Annotated in this window: 15 protein-coding genes and 1 pseudogene; 5 read left to right on the top strand and 11 right to left on the bottom strand. The window is 64.1% G+C overall.

The window, feature by feature from the left end:
- The first annotated feature begins 99 nt into the window (after positions 1–99).
- Positions 100–3,504 (top strand): acyl-[ACP]--phospholipid O-acyltransferase, encoded by a 3,405-nt coding sequence (locus tag IVB45_RS07770; protein WP_247357176.1) that lies wholly within the window; start codon positions 100–102, stop codon positions 3,502–3,504.
- 5 nt (positions 3,505–3,509) lie between these two features.
- On the top strand, positions 3,510–4,223 hold the full coding sequence (locus IVB45_RS07765; protein ID WP_247357177.1) for an alpha/beta fold hydrolase: 714 nt from the start codon (positions 3,510–3,512) through the stop codon (positions 4,221–4,223).
- Here IVB45_RS07765 and tcuB read toward each other — a convergent pair.
- The 3 genes and pseudogenes from tcuB to tcuA form a co-directional block, all read right to left on the bottom strand.
- Complete coding sequence (gene tcuB, locus IVB45_RS07760) at positions 4,187–5,293, bottom strand: tricarballylate utilization 4Fe-4S protein TcuB (protein ID WP_247357178.1); 1,107 nt, start codon at positions 5,291–5,293, stop codon at positions 4,187–4,189. The genes IVB45_RS07765 and tcuB overlap by 37 nt on opposite strands.
- Positions 5,294–5,297: 4 nt before the next feature.
- Positions 5,298–6,326 carry an esterase gene (locus tag IVB45_RS07755; RefSeq protein WP_247357179.1) on the bottom strand — a complete coding sequence of 343 codons (1,029 nt, stop codon included), beginning with the start codon at positions 6,324–6,326 and terminating at the stop codon, positions 5,298–5,300.
- 26 nt (positions 6,327–6,352) lie between these two features.
- Positions 6,353–7,743 (bottom strand): annotated as a pseudogene (tcuA, locus tag IVB45_RS07745) (FAD-dependent tricarballylate dehydrogenase TcuA).
- 155 nt (positions 7,744–7,898) lie between these two features.
- Between tcuA and IVB45_RS07740 the strand changes: the two are divergent.
- Positions 7,899–8,594, top strand: a complete 696-nt coding sequence (locus IVB45_RS07740; RefSeq protein ID WP_247357180.1) for a GntR family transcriptional regulator — start codon at positions 7,899–7,901, stop codon at positions 8,592–8,594.
- Positions 8,595–8,607: 13 nt separating this feature from the next.
- Here the strand turns inward: IVB45_RS07740 and ybaK are convergent, their stop codons facing one another.
- From ybaK to mobB, 8 genes are all read right to left on the bottom strand, one after another.
- The gene (ybaK, locus tag IVB45_RS07735) at positions 8,608–9,081 is read right to left on the bottom strand and encodes a Cys-tRNA(Pro) deacylase (RefSeq protein ID WP_247357181.1); all 474 of its coding nucleotides are present in this window, start codon (positions 9,079–9,081) and stop codon (positions 8,608–8,610) included.
- Positions 9,082–9,320: 239 nt separating this feature from the next.
- Positions 9,321–12,089 carry a formate dehydrogenase subunit alpha gene (gene fdhF / locus IVB45_RS07730; protein ID WP_247357182.1) on the bottom strand — a complete coding sequence of 923 codons (2,769 nt, stop codon included), beginning with the start codon at positions 12,087–12,089 and terminating at the stop codon, positions 9,321–9,323.
- Complete coding sequence (locus IVB45_RS07725) at positions 12,086–13,795, bottom strand: NADH-ubiquinone oxidoreductase-F iron-sulfur binding region domain-containing protein (RefSeq protein WP_247357183.1); 1,710 nt, start codon at positions 13,793–13,795, stop codon at positions 12,086–12,088. Before IVB45_RS07725 ends, fdhF begins: the two co-directional genes overlap by 4 nt.
- A 246-nt stretch (positions 13,796–14,041) precedes the next feature.
- Positions 14,042–14,317, bottom strand: coding sequence for a hypothetical protein (locus tag IVB45_RS07720; RefSeq protein ID WP_247357184.1), 276 nt, complete (start codon positions 14,315–14,317; stop codon positions 14,042–14,044).
- Between the two features lie 93 nt (positions 14,318–14,410).
- Positions 14,411–16,132 (bottom strand): OFA family MFS transporter, encoded by a 1,722-nt coding sequence (locus IVB45_RS07715; RefSeq protein WP_247282635.1) that lies wholly within the window; start codon positions 16,130–16,132, stop codon positions 14,411–14,413.
- A 318-nt stretch (positions 16,133–16,450) separates the two neighbouring features.
- Positions 16,451–16,714, bottom strand: a complete 264-nt coding sequence (locus IVB45_RS07710) for a sulfurtransferase TusA family protein (protein WP_027567850.1) — start codon at positions 16,712–16,714, stop codon at positions 16,451–16,453.
- 66 nt (positions 16,715–16,780) lie between these two features.
- A complete protein-coding gene (gene glp / locus IVB45_RS07705) occupies positions 16,781–18,037 on the bottom strand; it encodes a gephyrin-like molybdotransferase Glp (RefSeq protein WP_247357185.1) in 1,257 nt (418 codons plus the stop codon).
- A gap of 9 nt (positions 18,038–18,046) precedes the next feature.
- Positions 18,047–18,574: a molybdopterin-guanine dinucleotide biosynthesis protein B gene (mobB, locus tag IVB45_RS07700; protein ID WP_247357186.1), complete on the bottom strand. Its 528-nt coding sequence runs from the start codon at positions 18,572–18,574 to the stop codon at positions 18,047–18,049.
- A gap of 208 nt (positions 18,575–18,782) precedes the next feature.
- Between mobB and fdhD the strand changes: the two genes are divergently transcribed.
- Together fdhD and mobA are read left to right on the top strand one after the other, a co-directional pair.
- Complete coding sequence (gene fdhD / locus IVB45_RS07695; protein ID WP_247282632.1) at positions 18,783–19,673, top strand: formate dehydrogenase accessory sulfurtransferase FdhD; 891 nt, start codon at positions 18,783–18,785, stop codon at positions 19,671–19,673.
- The gene (gene mobA, locus IVB45_RS07690; RefSeq protein WP_247357187.1) at positions 19,618–20,295 is read left to right on the top strand and encodes a molybdenum cofactor guanylyltransferase MobA; all 678 of its coding nucleotides are present in this window, start codon (positions 19,618–19,620) and stop codon (positions 20,293–20,295) included. The genes fdhD and mobA overlap by 56 nt, the downstream gene beginning before the upstream one ends.

The following is a 20,295-nucleotide window of genomic DNA, read 5'->3' as shown; positions in this document are numbered from 1 at the left end:
CGACTGTCGTCAACCCACAATAGCCCGTCGCATATCCTCTGGACCCAAAGTCCATCCGACAATGAAACTTCAGGCAGCCTTTCCAAAACAGGACTAGTCATGATCAGGGATTTGATGTCGTCACGCCGCTTCGCGCCGCTGTTCTGGGCGCAATTCTTCTCGGCGCTGAACGACAACGTGCTCAAGAACGCACTCGTCATCATCCTGCTTTACAGTGCCGCGACGGGCCACGGCGATGCGCTGGTGACGGTCGCAGGCGCCGTCTTCATCTTCCCCTATTTCATTCTGTCCGGGCTCGGCGGCCAGCTCGCCGACAAATACGTCAAATCCGTCGTCGCAAGGCGACTCAAGTTCGCCGAGATCTTTGCCGCGGGCTTTGCCGCGGCCGGCTTCTTCCTGCACTCGGTGCCGCTGCTGTTCGCAGCACTCGCACTGTTCGGCGTCATCGCCGCGCTGTTCGGTCCCGTGAAATACGCGATGCTGCCGGACCAGCTCGAGCTCGGCGAGCTCGCGACCGGCAACGCGCTGGTCGAAGGCGCGACCTTCATGGCCATCCTGCTCGGCACCGTTGCCGGCGGCCAGTTCGTGGCCGGCTCCGCGCATATGGGCTGGGTCGCATCGGCCGTGGTCGTGCTGGCCCTGCTGTCCTGGGCCTTCGCCTCCCGCATTCCCGCGACGACGCCGTCTGCACCCGATCTGCCGGTCAACGCCAATCCCTGGACCTCGACGCTCGGCCTGTTGAAGACGCTGCACGCCGATCACCGGCTGTGGGACGGCACCGTGATCGTCTCCTGGTTCTGGCTGGTGGGCGCCATCGTGCTCTCACTGCTGCCGGCACTGGTCAAGGAAGTCATCGGTGGCACCGAGGGCGTGGTGACGTTGTGTCTCGCGATCTTCGCAACCGGCATTGCCATCGGCTCGCTGTTTGCCGCGAATCTGAGCCACGTTCGCCCGAACCTCGCGCTGGTGCCGATCGGCGCCATCATGATGGGGTTTGCCGGCATCGACCTCGCTTGGGCGATCGGCGTGACCACCAAGGGGCAGGACATCACCGCGGGCGACTTCGCGACCTCGTTCGCGGGCCTGCGCATGCTGCTCGATTTCGTTGCCTTCGCATTCGGCGGCGGCCTGTTCGTCGTTCCGTCCTTCGCCGCCGTCCAGGCCTGGTCCGCCCCCTCCGAGCGCGCCCGCATCATCGCCGCCGGCAACGTGCTACAGGCCGCCTTCATGGTGGCCGGCTCGCTGTTCGTCGCGCTGCTGCAGGCCGGCGGATTGCACATCGGCTGGATCTTCTTCGGCCTCGGCGTCGCCAGCTTCGGCGCGGTCTGGTTCGTGCTGACGAAGTGGGGCAAGGAAGGCGTGCGTGACTTCGGCGGGCTGCTGTTCCGCGCGCTGTTCCGCACCGAGGTCCGCGGGCTGGAGAACCTGCCGCCTGCTGGCACGCGCATGCTGATCGCGCCCAACCATGTCAGCCTGATCGACGGGCCGCTGCTGCACGCCGTGCTGCCGATCGACGCGAGCTTCGCGGTCGATACCGGCATCGCCAAGGCCTGGTGGGCCAAGCCGTTCCTGCGGGTAGTCAAGCACTACACCATGGACCCCAGCAAGCCGCTGGCCGCGCGCGACCTCATCAAGCTCGTCGCCGCCGGAGAGCCGGTGGTGATCTTTCCGGAGGGACGCATTACCGTCTCCGGCTCGCTCATGAAGGTCTATGACGGCACCGCGATGATTGCGGACAAGGCCGACGCAGTCGTCGTCCCGGTCCGCATCGAAGGCGCCCAGCGCTCGCATCTCAGCTATCTCAACGGCAGCCAGATCAAGCGCTCGTGGTTTCCGCGGGTGACCGTCACCATCCTGCCGCCGGTCAAGCTTCCGGTCGATCCATCGCTCAAGGGCAAGACGCGCCGCAACGCCGCTGGCGCAGCACTTCAGGACGTGATGATCGACGCCATGGTGAAAAACGCCATGCTCGATCACACCCTGTTCGAGGCGCTCGGACACGCTTACCGCGATCGCGACACCGGCAAGGTCATCATCGAGGACGCGCTCGGCACCAAGCTGACCTATCGCAAGCTGATCCTGGGCGCGCAGGTCTTGAGCCGGAAGCTGGAGAACGGCACCGTCATTGGTGAGAATGTCGGCGTGCTGCTGCCGAACTCCGCAGGCGTCGCCGTCGTTTTCATGGCGCTGCAAAATATCGGCCGGGTGCCGGCGATGCTTAACTTCTCGGCCGGCCCGGTCAACGTCCTCGCGGCCATGAAGGCCGCACAGGTCAAGACCGTGCTGACGTCCAAGGCCTTCATCGAGAAGGGCAAGCTCGACAAGCTGATGGCCGCGATCTCCGCGGAAGTTCGCGTCGTCTATCTCGAGGATGTTCGCGCCTCGATCGGCACGGCCGACAAGATCACGGGCCTGCTCGCCGGTACTATGCCGCGCGTCGTCCGCCAGGCGAGCGATCCGGCCGTCGTGCTGTTCACGTCGGGCTCGGAAGGCACACCCAAGGGCGTTGTGCTGTCTCACCGCAATATCCTCGCCAACGCCGCACAGGCGCTGGCGCGGGTCGATGCCAACGCCAATGACAAGGTGTTCAACGTGCTGCCGGTGTTCCACTCGTTCGGGCTGACCGGCGGAATGATGATGCCGCTGCTCGCGGGCATTCCGATCTACATGTACCCCTCGCCGCTGCACTACCGGATCGTGCCCGAGCTGATCTACCAGACCGGCGCCACCATCCTGTTCGGCACCGACACGTTCCTCACCGGCTACGCCCGCTCGGCGCATGCCTACGACTTCCGGACCCTGCGCCTGGTGATCGCCGGCGCCGAGGCGGTCAAGGATCGCACCCGGCAGGTGTTCATGGAACGCTACGGCATCCGCATCCTCGAAGGCTACGGCGTGACCGAGACCGCGCCGGTGCTGGCGATGAATACGCCGATGGCCAATCGCCCCGGAACGGTCGGCCGCCTGTCGCCGCTGATGGAAAGCCGCCTCGACCCGGTCCCCGGCATCGAGGAAGGCGGCCGCCTGTCGGTGCGCGGCCCGAACGTGATGCTCGGATACTTGCGGGCGGAAAGTCCCGGCGTGCTCGAACCGCTCGCCGAGGGCTGGCACGACACCGGCGACATCGTGGCGATCGACGCTGCCGGCTTCATCACCATCAAGGGCCGCGCCAAGCGCTTTGCCAAGATCGCCGGCGAAATGGTCTCGCTGTCGGCGGTCGAGAACATCGCGACGACCCTGTGGCCGCAGGCCGCATCGGTCGCGGTTTCGATCCCGGATCCGCGCAAGGGCGAGCGTATCGTGCTGCTGACGACGGAAAAGGGTGCCGAGCGCAGTGCAATGCAGGGGCAAGCCAAGGCCATCGGCGCATCCGAGTTGACCGTTCCCGCGGCGATCATGGTGGTGGACAAGGTGCCACTGCTCGGCACCGGCAAGACCGACTACGTCACCGCAACGACGATGGCTCGCGAGCAGGCGTCTGGACCAGAGCGCGAGGTGGCATAAGCGAGATGCACGAGGCGCCTCAATCAGGTGACGCGCGATGCCCGGGAGTGGTTCTGCTTCACGGCATCGCGCGAACCTCGGCATCCATGAAAAGTCTTGAACGGGCGCTCCGGGCAAGCGGCTTCGCAACGCTCAACATCGACTATGCCAGCCGCCGCAAGCCGATCACCGCGTTCAGGGACGATATCCATCCAGAGGTTGCCCGCTTCGCCGAACGTGATGCGCCGCTGTATTTCGTCGCACATTCCATGGGCGGTCTGGTGACGCGCGCCTATATCGCAAAATACCGTCCGGACCGGCTTGCCGGCGTGGTGATGCTGGGCACGCCGAACGGCGGCAGCGAGGTCGCCGATCTCCTCAGCCGATATCGCCTCTATAGCGCATTCTACGGCCCGGCCGGACTCGAGCTCACCACCACGTCCACGCCCCGGCCCGACGCCCTTCCCCCCGTGGACTATCCCGTCGGCGTGATCGCGGGAAACCGCTTCATCGATCCCGTCGCAGGTCTTTTCGTTCTGCCGAAGCCGAATGACGGACGGGTCTCGGTGCAAAGCACAATGGTTGCCGGCATGGCCGACCATATCGTCGTGAAGGCGTCCCATACCGGACTTCCGCGTCACGCCGCCGCGATCGAACAGACGATCGCTTTCCTGCGCGACGGCCGCTTCCGACCGTCTGAATCTCAGGAGGCGGCTTCACTGCGCCGCTCCTGCGCGTAACGCACCAGTGCTGCGAAGCGATAGATGCCGTGCACGAATTTGCCATAGGGCATGGTGATGAAAAGCGCGAAAACTGCGCCCAAATGCAGCGCCAGCAGCGGGCCCATGGCGGCGGTGTCCCGCAAGAGCAGAAGCAGCATGCCGGTGAACCCGGTCAGGAACAGCATGGCGATGAAGCCGACATCCATGCCGTAGCGCTGCTCGTCGAGCAGCGCCGGATCGCGCCGCATCTTGGCGACAAACAGGCCGATCGGCCCGATGATCAGGCCGATGCCACCGAGCGTGCCGAGCACCACCGGCAGATCCCACCACGGATACGGCGCCTCGCGGCCGAGCAGATAGTGATACAGCGTGGCGACCGAGGTCGCGGCCAAGCAGAGCAGGAAGCCATAGAAGGTCAGGTGATGGAACAGCTTGCGCCGGTCGGTCGGCTTGTCATCCTCATTGTAGCAGCCGACGCCGCCACCGTGGAGATAGCGCAGCTCACCAGCGTCGCGTATCGCCTGAAAGATCGAGCGGCCGTCCGCACGGCCGCCGATCGGCGGACCGATATCTCGCCAGAAGGCACGCACGCTCATCACCAGCGCGAAGATCGCATAAAGGAAGGCGGCGCTGAACAACGCCGCCATCGCGTTGTGCGGCATCAACTTGTAGAACGCGCCGGGGCCGATGTGCACGCCAAACAGCACGCTGCGGTCGTTCAGGGCAGCGAAGCCGAGGATGAAGGCGGCCATGCTGAGCGCGGCGACGATGCTGATGACGAGACCGTTACGCGCGAAGGCACCGGACAGCGCGTGCGGCCAGGCATAGGCCGCGTAGGATTCTGCGCGCGCGATCGCCAGCGTCTGCGGGACGTTGACGTTGAATTCGTGCGGCGGCGAGAACTGGCAGTCGACGTAGCAGGCGCCGCAGCCATGGCAGAGATTGGCGAGATAATTGAGGTCGCCATCAGAGAAGGCGCGCCGCATCTCCATCGCGGGAAACACCGCGCAAAGACCCTCGCAGTAACGGCAGGAATTGCAGACCGTCATCAAGCGGTCGGCTTCGTCCAAAATTCTGGTTCCGTGCATGGCTTTACTTCGTCAGACCTTTGCCCTCGAGCCATTTCTGGATCAGGGCTGCGACCTCGAGGTTGTTCTTGTCCATCATCACCATATGCGAATTGCCTTTGATGCCGGCCTGTGGGAGATCGACGATGTCGACGCTGCCCCCGGCTGCCTTGATGGCGTCCGCAAAGGCGATGCCATTGGCGCGGATCTTGGGCCAGCGCGAATCGCGCTCGATATAGTCGCCGTAGATGATGAGGGTCGGGATGTTCTTCAGCACATCCGCCTTGGCGGGATCGCCGATGCCGGCCGGCTCGATCGCAATCAGCGCCTTGACCTTGTCGGGGCGGGCTTGCGCGACCTTGAAGCCGAAGGTGCCGGCTTGGCTGTGGAACAGAAGCACCGAGGGGCCGACGCGATCGATCTCGGCGATATAGGCGGCGATGGTCGCATCGTCGGTCGTGGTCCAGCGCGGTACGTTCTGCTTGACGAAATTCTCGTAACCCTCGACGGGGAACTGGTTGCCCGGCAACAATCTTCGCTTGGCGGGATCGGGATCGTAGGAGTTCGGCCCATCGCCGATGCGGAAACGCTCGAACGGATTGGCCGTGGTCAGGAAGATCGGCTCGCCTTTGAAGATATCGGGGTATTGCGCCCAGCCCGCGCGTCCGCGCTCTACCGCGTCGGAATTATAGACCGCCCACCCCTTGCGCAGAAAATAATTCAGCCAGCCTTCGCGTCCGTCCGGCGTGGTCTCGTAGGTGACGCCGGTCAATCCCCCGCCGTGCCACATCAGCAAGGGATAGGCACCCTTCTCGTTGGCGGGCAGGAAATACTGCACGTACATCTGCTCGACCTGATACGTGCCGTTGGGATCGACCTTGGCCGGCACGCCGCCGGGCGCGAACACGACCTCCCTCACCGGCTTGCCGGAGATTTCGACAAGGCGGCCGCCGACATGGAACGAACCCATGTCTCGTAGCGTGATCGGCTCAGCCGCGTGGGCGTGGCCGACGATCAGCAGCGCCGCGATCGCGGCAGTGGCAATGCGTGACATGGTTTCTCCCTCTGCCTTTCCTTCGCCTAGTTCTTGGCGTGGCGCGCCGCTTCCCGTCCTGCAATCCGTCCGAACACGCTGCCGATGGTCATGCCCATGCCGGCGGCATAGCCCTTGCCGAGCACGTTGCCGGCCATGATCTCGCCGGCCGCGAACATGTTCGCCGACGGCTTGCCGTCGGCCATCAGCATCCGCGCTTCTCTGGTCACGCGCGTGCCGAGATAGGTGAAGGTGATGCCGGGCCGCACCGGATAGGCAAGATAGGGCGGCGTCTCGATCCGCGCGCCCAATGCGTCTTCTGCGGCGTGATGCCTTCGGTGCGGCAATCGTCCAGAATGGTGTGGTCGAAGGTGCCGGGCTGCACCGCGGCGTTGAATTCGGTGATGGTCTTTTCCAGTGTGGCCGGATCGAGCTCGAGCTTGCCGGCGAGCTCAGCCACGGTCTGCCCGGCGATCGGAGGAAACAGCGTCGGCATGAAGCTGGTGACAACGGTCGAGTCGAAGATGATGTAGGCGATCTGGTCGGGCTGCGCGGCCACCAGCCGACCCCAGATCGCGTAGCGCTTCGGCCAAATGTCCTCGCCCTCGTCGTAAAAGCGCTGCGCGTGCTTGTTGACGACGATGCCGAACACGACCGAATCGTGCCTTGTGATGATGCCACCGTCGAATTTCGGCGCGCGGGCGTCGATCGCGACCGCATGGCATTGGGTGGGATCGCCGACCTCCTGCACGCCCTTGGCGAGCAGCATCTTCAGGATCGAGCCGCGGTTATAGGGCGTGCCGCGGATCAGGAAATTGTCGGCGGCGTCGCCCCAATATTGCTTCAGCCATTCGATGTTGGCCTCGAACCCGCCGGCCGCGGCGACCAGCGACGTCGCGCGTATCTCGGTGTCACCCTTGATCGGCCGCTTGAGGCGAGCGGCGAGAAACATGCCGTCCTCGATCATGAGGTCGGTGACCTCGGCGTCGTATTCGACTTCGACGCCGAGCTTCTCGGCGGTGAGATAAAGTGCGTTCAGCATCGCGCGGCCGCCACCGAGAAAGAAGGAGTTGGTACGACCGAGGCTCAGCGTGCCGCCGAGCGAGGGCTGCCAGCGCACGCCCTGCTCCACGATCCAGTTCAAGATGTCCTTGGACTCGCGGATCATGTGCCGGGCGAGCACCTCGTCGGTTTGGCCGCCGGTGACGCGCAGGAGATCTTCCCAAAACTCCTCCTCGGTGTAGGGGCCGGTGAGGATTTCGGTTGCCTCGTCATGGGCGCAACGCATGTTGCGGGTGTGGCGCGTGTTGCCGCCGCGATAGAATTTTGGCGCACCTTCGAGCACCAGCACCGATGCCCCACCGCGTCGCGCGCTGATCGCCGCACACAGCGCTGCATTGCCGCCGCCGATCACCAGCACATCGTATTTGCCGCTCATGCCGTCTGCCCGATGCGACGAAGTTGGAGACATTCTGCCCCGCCTGCGGCCCCGTCAATCCGGCTTGCCATTGCGCACCTTTGTATACAAAGATATACAGAAATCCAGCAAGCGCCATCGCTGCATGGGCAGGATGCGCGAGCCCACGGGGACGCATGGCAAGACGCCCGACAAAGGCAGGCGGCTCGATCGCGCGCGGCGGCGGCGTGGCGCTTGGCGAAGCCGTGTTCCGCTCGCTCTGCGAGGCGCTGCAGACCGGCAGCTACCGTGCGGGCGACCGCCTGCGCGAGGAAGAGGTCGCCCAGCGGCTGAAGGTCAGCCGCACCCCGGTGCGGGAAGCTCTCGGGCGGCTTGCCGCACGCGGGTTCGTCGAACCTGCCGGCGGCCGCGGCCTGATCGTACGCAACCTCGACATCTCTGAGGTGCTCGAACTCTACGCCATGCGCGAGATCATGGAGGGTGCCGCTGCCCGACTTGCGGCCGAGCACGCCTCGACGCCCGAAATCGATGCACTGAGGGATATCGAGCAGGCCTTTGTCGAAGCCTCCGCGACCGACGCGGCCGAGATGGCAGGAGACATGGCAAGGCTCAACCGCGCCTTCCACGAAGCGATCTGCCGCGCCGCGCGCAACCGTTATCTCGATAACGCATCAGGCGAATTGCAGGACTGGATCGCACTGCTCGGTCCAACCACGTTCACGGTATCGGGCCGCCCCTCGACCAGCCACGGTGAGCACCAGGCCATCATCGAAGCCATCGCGGCTCGCGACGGCGGCAAAGCGGAGCAGCTCGCGCGTGCACACATCCGCGAGGCGCTGCGCTGTCGGCTGAAGCTGTTGCAAAAGCAGTAGCAGAGCGCGTCGCTCAGGCGACCAGTTCCGCGACGATCGCCTTCAACACGTCCCGCACATCGGCCGGACTGAGCTGCACCTGCAGTCCGCGCTGACCGCCATTCACGTACACATAGTTATGCGCGAGCGCGCTCTGCTCGATCACGGTGCGCACGGGCTTCCGCTGCCCGAACGGGCTGATGCCGCCGACCTTGAAGCCGGTGAGGCGCTCGGCCTCCGGCGGTTTCATCATCTGCGCCGACTTGCCGCTGAAAGCGGCGGCGAGCTTCTTCATCGAGACTTCCTGATCGGACGGGACGATCACGCAGACCGGCTTGCCGTCGACGAGCGCCATCAGCGTCTTCAACACGCGCGCGGGGTCTTCGCCAAGCGCAGCTGCCGCCTGGAGGCCGATGCTCTCGGCATCGGGATCATAGCTGTAAGCGTGGACGGTGAAGGCAACACCGGCGGCTGTGAGCGCGCGTGTGGCTGGGGTGGCTTTGGACATGGACGATGTCTAGCACCGCCATTGCGAGGAGCGAAGGGACGAGCACGGCGCAGTCTCTCCCGAGTCGTCCTGGCGAAGGCCAGGACCCATTACCCCAGGGAGGCGCTTGGCGCAGACTCTTATTAGTGCGGTACTGCGACCAGCTACAATCGATGGATCACGCGGTATGGGTCCTGGCATTCGCCAGGACGACGCCGGGGTGTTGGATGGATCCCAGCCGCCTAACGACCGCCGCCGTCCTACTCCGCCGCGTCGCGCATTTCGGCGCGCTCGGCCCTGGCCGCGCAGAACTTGAATTCCGGGATCTTGCCGAACGGATCGAGCGCCGGGTTGGTCAACAAATTCGCCGCCGCTTCCGCGTAGCAAAACGGCATGAAGACCATATTCTCGGGAACGTCGCGGTCGGAGCGGACCTTGACCTCGACCGCGCCGCGGCGGGTCTCGAGCCGAATGAAATCGCCGGGCGCGAGCTTCTTCCTGTGCATGTCCTTTGGCGACATGAATGCGACCGCCTCGGGCTCGATCTGGTCGAGCACCTGCGCGCGGCGGGTCATGGAGCCGGTGTGCCAATGCTCCAGCACGCGGCCGGTCGAGAGCACCATCGGATATTCGGCGTCGGGGATCTCGTCCGGCGGGATCACGTGAGCCGGAACGATCTTGCCGCGGCCGCTCGCGGTCGGGAAGCCCGTGGTGAAGATGATCTCGTTGCCGGGCATGTCGGGACCATCGACGGGATAGGTGACCGCGCCCTCGCGGACCAGCCGCTCCCAGGTGATGTTCTTCAACGACGGCATCAGCTCGGCCATCTCGGAGAAGACATCGCCGGGACCGGCATAATTCCACGGCAGGCCCATGCGCTTGCCGATCTCCTGGATGATCCAGAGATCTTGCCGCGCATCGCCCGGCGGCTTGATTACCTGGCGCGCGAGCTGCACGCGGCGATCGGTGTTGGTGAAGGAGCCTTCCTTTTCGGCAAACGCCGAGGCCGGCAGGATGACGTCGGCGTGGAACGCGGTCTCGGTGACGAAGAGATCCTGCACCACGAGATGATCGAGCATGGCGAGAGCCTGACGCGCGTGCTGGAGATCGGGGTCGGACATCGCGGGGTTCTCGCCCTCGATATACATGCCCGTGATCTCGCCCGCGTGAATCGCGTTCATGATCTCGACCACGGTCAGGCCGCGCACGGGATCGAGATCCTGGCCCCACAGCTTCTCGAAGGCACCGCGCATGTCGTCGCGGCCGACCGGCTGATAGTCCGGCAGGAACATCGGGATCAGGCCGGCATCGGAAGCGCCCTGCACGTTGTTCTGGCCGCGCAGCGGATGCAGGCCGGTGCCGGGACGACCGACCTGGCCGGTAATCAGCGCCAGCGCAATCAGGCAGCGCGCATTGTCGGTGCCGTGGACATGCTGGCTGATGCCCATGCCCCAGAAGATGATCGACGATTTTGCGCGCGCATAGGTTCGCGCGACCTCACGCAGGGTCTGCGCCGGGATGCCGCAGATCGCCTCCATCTTCTCCGGGGTGAACTCCTTGATCTTCTCCTTGAGGTCCTCGAACCCCTCGGTATAGCCGGCGATGTACTGGTCGTCGGTCAAACCTTCCGTGATGATCGTGTGGATCATCGCGTTCAGCATGGCGACGTCGGAGCCCGGCTTGAACTGCAGATGCTTGGTCGCATGGCGCGACAGCGTCTGCCGGCGCGGGTCCATGACGAACAGCTTTGCGCCGTTCTGCTTGACCGCGTTCTTGATGAAGGTCGCGGCAACCGGATGGTTCACGGTCGGGTTGGCGCCGATCACGATGATGACCTCGGCGTCCATCGCAGCCGAAAACGGCGCGGACACCGCGCCCGAACTCAGGCCTTCGAACAGCGCCGCGACCGACGAGGCGTGGCACAGACGGGTGCAATGGTCGACATTGTTCGACCCGAAGCCGGTGCGCACCAGCTTCTGGAACAGATAGGCCTCCTCGTTCGAGCCCTTCGCCGAGCCGAAGCCGGCCAGCGCCTTCACGCCGTTGGTGTCGCGGATCTTGACGAGGCCCTTGGCCGCGATGTCGAGCGCTTCTTCCCAGCTCGCTTCGCGGAAATGCGTGAAGGGATTGGCCGGATCGACCTGGTCGTTGGAATCCTTCTTCGCGTTCGGCAGCCGCACCAGCGGCTTGGTCAGGCGATGCGGATGGTGGATGTAGTCGAAGCCGAAGCGGCCCTTGACGCAAAGGCGGTTGTGATTGGCCGGGCCATCCCGCCCCTCGGCATAGATCACCTTCTCGTCCTTGACCTCATAGGTCACCTGGCAGCCGACGCCGCAGAACGGGCAGAGCGAATCCACCTTCTTGTCGGCATAGACGACACGGGTTTGCGCCTCATCCAGCATCACGGCCGGCATCAGCGCTCCGGTCGGACACGCCTGCACGCATTCGCCGCAGGCGACGCAGGTGGACTCGCCCATGGGATCGTCGAAATCGAACACGATTTTCGAGCCGTGGCTGCGATAGGCCATGCCGATGACGTCATTGACCTGGACCTCGCGGCAGGCGCGCACGCACAGTCCGCACTGGATGCAGGCATCAAGATTGACGCGCATCGCCGGATGGCTGGCATCGGTCGCCCAACGCTCGGCGGCGGGGAAGCGGCTCTCGGTGACTCCAGTGGTTTCGGCCCAGTGCCAGAATTTGGACTCCGGATCGTGCGAGGTCTCGCGCGCCGGCTGATCGGCGACCAGCAGCTCCATGACCATTTTTTGCGCGGAAACAGCGCGCGCGCTCTCGGTCTTCACCTTCATGCCGACCGATGGCGTGCGCTTGCAGGACGCCGCGAGCACACGCTCGCCCTCGATCTCGACCATGCAGGCGCGGCAATTGCCGTCGGGGCGATAGTCGGGCGCGGGCGAATAGCACAGATGCGGAATCTCGCGGCCCTGACGTTTTGCAACTTGCCAGATCGTCTCGCCTGCATTGGCCTCGACCTGCTTGCCGTCGAGCTCGAACGTAATCTTCGTCATTCGGCCGCTTCCTTGAACTCGTCAGGGAAATATTTGATCACAGTGGACAGCGGATTCGATGCCGCCTGTCCAAGCCCGCAGATCGAGGCATCGCGCATCGCCTGGCTCAATTCGTCCAGGAGAGCGCGGTTCCAGACCGGTTGCTGCATCAGCAGTGCGGCCTTCTGGGTTCCGACGCGACACGGCGTGCACTGGCCGCAGCTCTCGTCCTCGAAGAACTTCATCAGGTTCAACGCGGCCGCGCGCACGCTGTCCTTCTGCGACAGGATCACGATCGCGGCAGAGCCGATGAAGCAACCGTATTTTTCAAGCGTGCCGAAATCGAGCGGGATGTCGTCCATCGCCGCCGGCAGGATGCCACCGGACGCACCACCCGGCAGGTACGCATAGAACTGATGGCCGTCGGCCATGCCGCCGCAATATTCCTCGATCAGCTCGCGCACGGTGATGCCAGCAGGCGCGAGCTTCATGCCGGGATTCTTGACGCGGCCCGAGACCGAGAAACTGCGCAGGCCGTGACGCTCATGGCGACCGTGGCCCTTCCACCAGTCGGCACCCTTCTCGACGATGTCACGCACCCACCACAAGGTCTCGATGTTGTTGATCAACGTCGGCAGCCCGAACAGGCCGACCTGGAATGGATAAGGCGGCTTGTGCCTGGGCAGGCCGCGCTTGCCCTCGATGCTTTCCAGCAGCGAGGATTCCTCGCCGCAGATATAGGCGCCCGCGCCGCGGCGCATGTGCAGCGTCGGACCGCCCGGCGGGAGCTTTGCGATCTCGCGTTCGAGGATTTCGCGCGAGGCCGGATATTCGTCGCGGAGGTAAATGTAGGTATCCGAGGCCTGCACCACGTGCGCACCGATCAGCATGCCCTCGAGGAAGCGGTGCGGATCGCTCTCGAGATAGACGCGATCCTTGAACGTGCCGGGCTCGCCTTCATCGCCGTTGATCGCCATCAGCCGCGGGCCTGGTTCACCAAGCACCGCACGCCATTTGCGGCCCGTGGGGAATCCAGCGCCGCCGAGACCGCGCAACGAGGCGTCGTCGAGTGCCTTCAGCAGGTCGTCCGTCGCTAGCTCGCCCGAGCGCAGGCGATTGAGCAGCTTGTACCCGCCGCCGGCGACATAGGCGTCATAGCCGACATATTCGGGCAGATGCGCGTGGGTGTCGCCAGCCTTCGCCGCCGCCGTGACACTGGCGACCGTCGCATGGTCAACAAAGTTGTGTCCGACTTCCGCGGCCGGCGCCGTGTCGCAGCGACCGACACAGGGCGCACGCACCACGCGGATGCCGGGACCCGACGCGTCCTGCAAATCGGCGAGCAGCTTCTCTCCGCCCAGCATCGCGCAGGTCAGCGAATCGCAGACGCGGATCGTCAGAGGCGCGATATCGGGCTCGCCTTCCTTCACCACGTCGAAATGCGCGTAGAAGGTTGCGGTCTCGAACACCTCGGCGAACGCGAGCTTCATCTCGTCGGCGAGCGCGGCGAGATGCGCGGCCGAGATTTGGCGGTTCTTGTCCTGGATCAGATGCAGATATTCGATCAACAGGTCGCGCCGCCGCGGCCTGTCGCCGAGCAGCTGCTCGATCTCGTGCGCGGCGGTGGGATCAACCTGCCGCCCCTTGGGCGTGGACTTGGCGCGCTTCCGTCCCTGGCCCGGATGCTCGAATTCTCTGACCTTGTGAACGTCGTCGTTGCTGCTCATGGAGACGTCGCGTTCTCTTCAAATGCGTGATGAGTTTAGGCCGGATCGCCAAAGCGATCAGCCTTCGTTTCCCGATTCGATCAGCGGAACCACCGGTTCTGCGTCCCGCCGACCAAGCCAAATTCGACGCAACTCTAGTCTCTGGTATGCCAGATGCAAGACAATTTAGAGCGTCTCTAGAATGATTTAGGAGGCAGGCAGTCGCCCACCATGCCCCTTTACGCGTGCGCCAGACGGAACCCGATCTCAGGTCTTGCTCATGCACTCTTCGATGTAGAACCAGCGGTCATCGCCGGCGAGGCCCTTGGCCTTCACGTCGGCGCGACAGGCTTTCAGCTTCGGCTTGTTGGCTGCCCATTTCGCTTTCATGTCCTTCAGCTTCTGCATGGTGAGCTTGATCTTGCCAGGCTTGGCTTCGGTCGTTGCAGCAGGCGCCGCCGGTGTCGTTGCCGTCTGCGCGGACGCGGTATGAAGACCAGCAACGAGCAACACGGCCGCAAGGCCAATTCGGGTGCGAAGCATAAAAGTCCCCCTGAGTCACATTCTTGATCATCTGGAAAGGCGAGCGCCGCGAGGTGCTGCGTTGGGCACCTCGCGGCAGCGTGGGTTTTACAATCAGAGAATTCTGACGGCGCTTTCGAGCGTCTTGTATACGCCCCAAGCCAATGGAATGGCGACAAACGCCCAGAATAGCGCGGCCTTGCCATCCAAGCCGCCCGTGCCGATCCCGAATGACCCGGACTGACCGCCACTGGCGCCACCGATCGAGGCCTGGACCTTCGCCACCTCGGTGTCGCTCATGTACCACTTCGGATCGACCGGCTTGATCAGATAGTTGCAGATCAGGCCCGCGATCAGCATCGCACAGAGGATGTACATGGTGGTGTTGTAGAGCTGGTCGCGCGGCACGCCGGCCGCGAGCTGGAACTCGCGGATGTAGTTGACCACGACGGGTCCGATGATGCCCGCGGTGGACCACGCCGTCAGCAGCCGGCCATGGATGGCGCCGACAAACTGCGTTCCGAACATATCGGCAAGATAGGCCGGCACGGTCGCGAACCCACCGCCATACATCGACAGGATGATGCCAAAGCCGAGCACGAACAGGAGCTTCGAGCCCATCGCCGCAAATGTCGGCGCCAGCGCATAGAGCACGATGCCGAGAATGAAGAAGGTATAATAGGTGTTCTTGCGGCCGATATAGTCCGACAGCGACGCCCAGAAGAAACGGCCGCCAATGTTGAACAGCGACAGCAGTCCGGCAAAGCCAGCCGCAATTCCGGCGATCTGCGCCTTTTGCGCCACGCTCAATGCGTTGAAGCCGACTTCAGGCAGGCCGATCAGCTTACCTGCGAAAACTTCCTGGAGTATCGGCGAGGCCATTCCCAGCACGCCAATCCCGGCCGACACGTTCAGGCACAGCACCCACCAGATCAGCCAGAACTGTGGCGTCTTGTGCGCGTTGTTAAGGTGGACGTGATGCTCGGAGATCATCGTCTTCTTTTCGCTCGGCGGCGTCCAGCCATCTGGCTTCCAGCCGGCCGGCGGCAGGCGATAACGAAAGGCGCCGATCATCATGAAGACGAAATACCCCGCGCCCAAGATAAGAAAGGTCTGCCAGGCCCCAACATCCACCGAGCTCTTCAAGCCAGAAAAAGTGAAATCGCGTACGTAGTCGACGCCGATATAGGTGAGATTGATTTTCAGGAAGCTGCCGCCGTCCATTAATACGCTGGCGAGTGGCGATCCTATCATGGCGCCGCCGCCGAAGCCCATGATGGCCATGCCGGTCGCCATGCCCCGCCGGTCCGGGAACCATTTCACCAAGGTCGACACCGGTGAGATATAGCCAAGGCCGAGGCCGATGCCGCCGATCACGCCGGAGCCGAGCCACATGATCCAGAGCTGATGGAGATAGATGCCGATGGCCCCGAGTAGGAGGCCGCCGCACCAGCACAGCGCGGCGACAAAGCCTGCCTTGCGCGGTCCGACGCGCTCGAGCCAGCCGCCCCACATTGCGGCAGAGAGACCGAGCACAACGAAGAACAGTGTGTACATCCATCCCATGCTGGCGACCTTCCAGTCGCAGCTGGTCGTGAACAGCTCCTGAAAAAGCGACATGTCTGCGCACGCCTTCGGCGCGGTCACTCCGATCGCGCGCGACAGCGGCAGCCAGAACACCGAGAAGCCGTAGGCCATGCCGATGCAGAGATGGATGCACAAAGCGGCCGGCGGCACCAGCCAGCGATTGAACCCGGCGGTCGCGATGGTCCGCTCGCGATCCAGAAAACCTGCGCCGGCACCCGAAAGTGTTCCAGCGCTCTCGATGGTAGACATGCATTCCTCCCCTGAAGCCGCCCTTCTGAACGGCCTGCCACGACGGTCCTGTTCCTCAGCCTGCAGCGCAGCCTTTGTCCCTGCTGCTCCGCACAATGATCGACGCGCGCCAGGATCGTCACGCGCATCCGAGACGTTAAACCCCTAACCTCGGGGGCTATGCCCGACGCCACGGCCGGGCTTCTTTCGATGGCCCATTTGCTCCGCATATCGCAGGCAAGACTCGACCTCCGCGTCTCGGCGGAGGAACTCAATTGGGGCAGAAGTGGTGATCGATGTCGATAGACAAAAGGTAGGTATCAACCGAGTGACCGCCGGCTAAGTGGGCGGCGCACCATTGAAATTTTCTATCGATCGATTGGCCTTCTCAATCAAGAACACGATACGCGCGTCGTTGCGCTCGGTGATCTCCACCGTGTCGCCGGTCTCTCGGATCAGGTTCGGAATGTCAATCACCGACAGGGGATCGGTGCAGTACACTTCGAGCTGATCGCCCGGCTGCAACGGCTTCAGCGCTTTGCGCGTCTTCAGGGCGGGCAGCGGGCATTTCAATCCGGTGAGATCGAGCGTCGTTCTGGTCATCGGCGCAACATGGCGGGAGGGGTCGATGGCGTCAACGCCAGGACAGCGCCAACATAGCACCCAGACTCAGAGCAAATCGGCATAGGACAAGAAACCCACGCTCTGCCCCGGCTCGACACGCGTAACCTCCTCATCGAGCTCGATGAGGCCGTCCGTGTCGACCAGTGAGGACAACAGCCCCGCCCCCTCGCGTGGAAACTTGATTGCCTCGAGTGCGCCGTCCTGCGTGCGCCGCAAGGAGGCGCGAACATATTCGCGACGCCCCGCCTTCTTCTTGTAGGTGAACGCCGCGCGCACCGGGATCGGCAACGGCGGCGCCTGCAGGCTGCCCGCAAGCGCCAGCACCGTCGGCCGCACCACATGCACGAAGGTGACGAAACTCGCGACGGGATTGCCCGGCAGTCCGATCAGCGGCGTGCCCTCGATGATGCCCATCGCCACGGGCCGGCCAGGCTTGATCGCCATCCGCCACAACACCAGCGAGCCGATGCTCTCGACTGCCGCCTTGACGTGATCCTCTTCCCCGGTCGATACGCCGCCGGTGGTGAGGATCAGATCGTGCGTGCCGGCGACTTGCTTGAGGCCATTCGCAAGCGAGATACGTTCGTCGCGCAAAATGCCGAGATCGCTGACGTCGCAGCCGAGCCGGCGCAGCATCGCCATCAGCATGAAGCGGTTGGAGTCGAACAGCTGCGAGGCCGCGCGCGGCTCGCCGGGCGAGGCCAGTTCATCACCGGTCGAGAACACCGCGACGCGGATACGCCTGACGACGTCGAGCCTGACCAGGCCGAACGCCGCCGCGAGCGCGACATGCTGCGGCAGCAAGCGCTGGCCTGCGCGCAGCGCAATGTGGCCCTGGGGAATGTCCTCTCCCGCAGGGCGGACATTCGCACCCGGCTTCAGCCCCGGCGGCAGCACAATTCGGCCGGCATCGTCGACGCGGACGTCTTCCTGCATGAAAACGGTTTCGGCATCCGGCGGCATCGGCGCGCCGGTGAAGATGCGCGCGGTGCGGCCAGCCTTGATCGGCGCCAGTGCCAGACCGCCGGCCTGGATGCGGCCGTCGAGCGGGAGTGCCCGCTCGGCGCTATCCGGAAGATCTGCGTTGCGCACGGCGTAGCCGTCAACAGCGGAATTGGTGAAGGGCGGCAACGGCAGCGGCGCCGCGATATCGCGGGCCAGCACCCGCCCATCTGCATCGATGAGCGCCACGGTTTCGAGATCGACAATCGCGTTGACGCGCGTCGTGATCAGGCCAACGGCCTCGGCGACCGACATCATCGGTCCGCCGAAGGCAAAACAATCGTCCGACAGTTGCGCCATGCTGCCTCGTCAGCGCATCGCAGCGCTTTTCGCGACCGCTTCCTCGACCGGCATCGCCGCGCGCAGCAGCAATTCCGCGGCGGCAGCGATATCGTCGAGATGGACGGTCGGCAGTCGGGTTTCAATGGCAACGTCGGCCGCGATCCCGAAAATTCCGGGATCATCGGGAAACAGCAACGGCTTGTCGTTGGCGGCGCGATGCACCTCGATCTTGCGATGCGGCTCGCGCTTGAAACCCTCGACCACGACGAGATCGACGGCCGACAATTTGCTCAACAGTTCCGGCAGACGCGGCTCCGGCGCTCCGCGCAATTCGTGCATCAGCGCCCAGCGATTTGACGAAGCAACCAGCACCTCGGCCGCGCCGGCCTCGCGATGGCGCCAGGAATCCTTGCCGGGCACGTCGACGTCGAACTGGTGATGCGCATGCTTGATGACAGAGACGCGCAAGCCAAGCGCATTGAAATGCGGGATCAGCCGCGTCAACAGCGTGGTCTTGCCCGCACCGCTCCAGCCTGCAAGGCCGATGACTTTCATTCCAGCTCCGTCTCCGCGAGCGACCCGGTCCTTGATGGAACCACCCTCTCCTCCGTCATTGCGAGCGCAGCGAGGCAATCCAGGAATGCATCCACGGCGGCAGCCTGGATTGCTTCGCTTCGCTCGCAATGACGAATAGGCGGCATTTCGTTCTCTCGCTAGCATGCTTATATCGGCTTGATCCGAATGTCATGCTAACGTCGCGGCCATGATGAAAATCGACAAAGCCCCAACGCCCCTGATCGTCCCTGACACGGACGACCCGCGTCTCACCGAGAGCGTGACCGGGACCGACCAGTCCGGCGCCAGGATCGAGATCAAGGTGCCGGTGGAGCGCCCCCTGACGCTCTACCTGAATTCGCAGGAGATCGTCACCATGATGACGATCGGCGACTATCCGGAGTATCTGGCGCTGGGCTATTTGCTCAACCAGAATATGCTGAAGTATAATGACGCGGTCACCGAGGTCGAATACGACGACGACCTGCAGGTGGTGGTGGTGCGCACCGAGCACCACACCAATTTCGAAGCCAAGCTGAAGAAGCGCACGCAGACATCGGGCTGCGCGCAGGGCACCGCCTTCGGCGATCTGCTGGAGGCGGTCGAGAGCGTCGCGTTGCCGAAGGCGGAGCTGCGTACCTCCTGGCTCTACCAGATGACCCAGACCATCAACACCATGCCCTCGCTCTATCTGGAGGCCGGCGCGATCCACGGCTGCGTGCTGTGCAGGGAGGGCGACCCGCTCTGCTACACCGAAGATGTCGGCCGTCACAACGCCGTCGACAAGATCGCAGGCTGGATGTACCGCCACGGCGTCGATGCATCCGACAAGATCCTTTATACCACCGGACGGCTCACCTCTGAGATGGTGATCAAGACTGTCCGCATGGGAATTCCGATTTTGGTGTCGCGCTCCGGCTTCACCGCCTGGGGCGTCGATCTCGCCCGGCAGGTGGGCTTGACCCTGGTCGGCCGCGCACGCGGCAAACGGTTCATCGCGCTGTCGGGGGCAGAGCGCATCGTCTACGACCAGAACCTCGCTTATGTCGAGGAGGAATCGGCCAAGCACAAGCGCAAGGGTGAAAGTGGTGACGATTAGCTTTCCGACCACGCAAGGCGTGCTGCTCGCCGGCGGCCTCGCGCGGCGTATGGGCGGCGGCGACAAGCCGATGCGCACCATCGCCGGCCACACCATCCTGGAACGCGTAATCGCACGCCTGAAGCCGCAATGCAGCGGCCTGATCCTCAATGCCAACGGCGATCCCGACCGCTTCGCTCCGTTCGGTTTGCAGGTCGTTGCCGACGACGTGCCCGGCTTTCCCGGTCCGCTCGCCGGCATCCTTGCCGCGCTCGACTGGACCGCGGCGAACCGGCCTGAGGTGGAATGGGTACTCAGTGCCGCCGGCGACTGTCCGTTCCTGCCGCGAAATTTGATCGCGCGCTTGCATGAAGAACGCATCGCGGCGAATGCCGAGCTCGCCGTTGCGGCGTCAGGTGGCCAGTCGCATCCGGTGATCGGCTTGTGGCGGGTTGGCTTGCGCGACGACCTGCGTCACGCGCTGGTGGTCGAGGATCTCCGCAAGATTGACCGTTGGACCGCGCGTTATCCGCTCGCGACCGTGACGTGGCCGACGGAGCCGCTCGATCCGTTCTTCAATGCCAACACGGTCGAGGACATCGCGGAAGCCGAGCGGCTGGCCGCACTGGACGCGGCGTCCTAA

Source organism: Bradyrhizobium sp. 4 (genome assembly GCF_023100905.1).
Lineage (GTDB): Bacteria > Pseudomonadota > Alphaproteobacteria > Rhizobiales > Xanthobacteraceae > Bradyrhizobium.
Note: the sequence above shows the minus strand (reverse complement) of the source record. Positions and strands in the feature narration are given on the sequence as shown.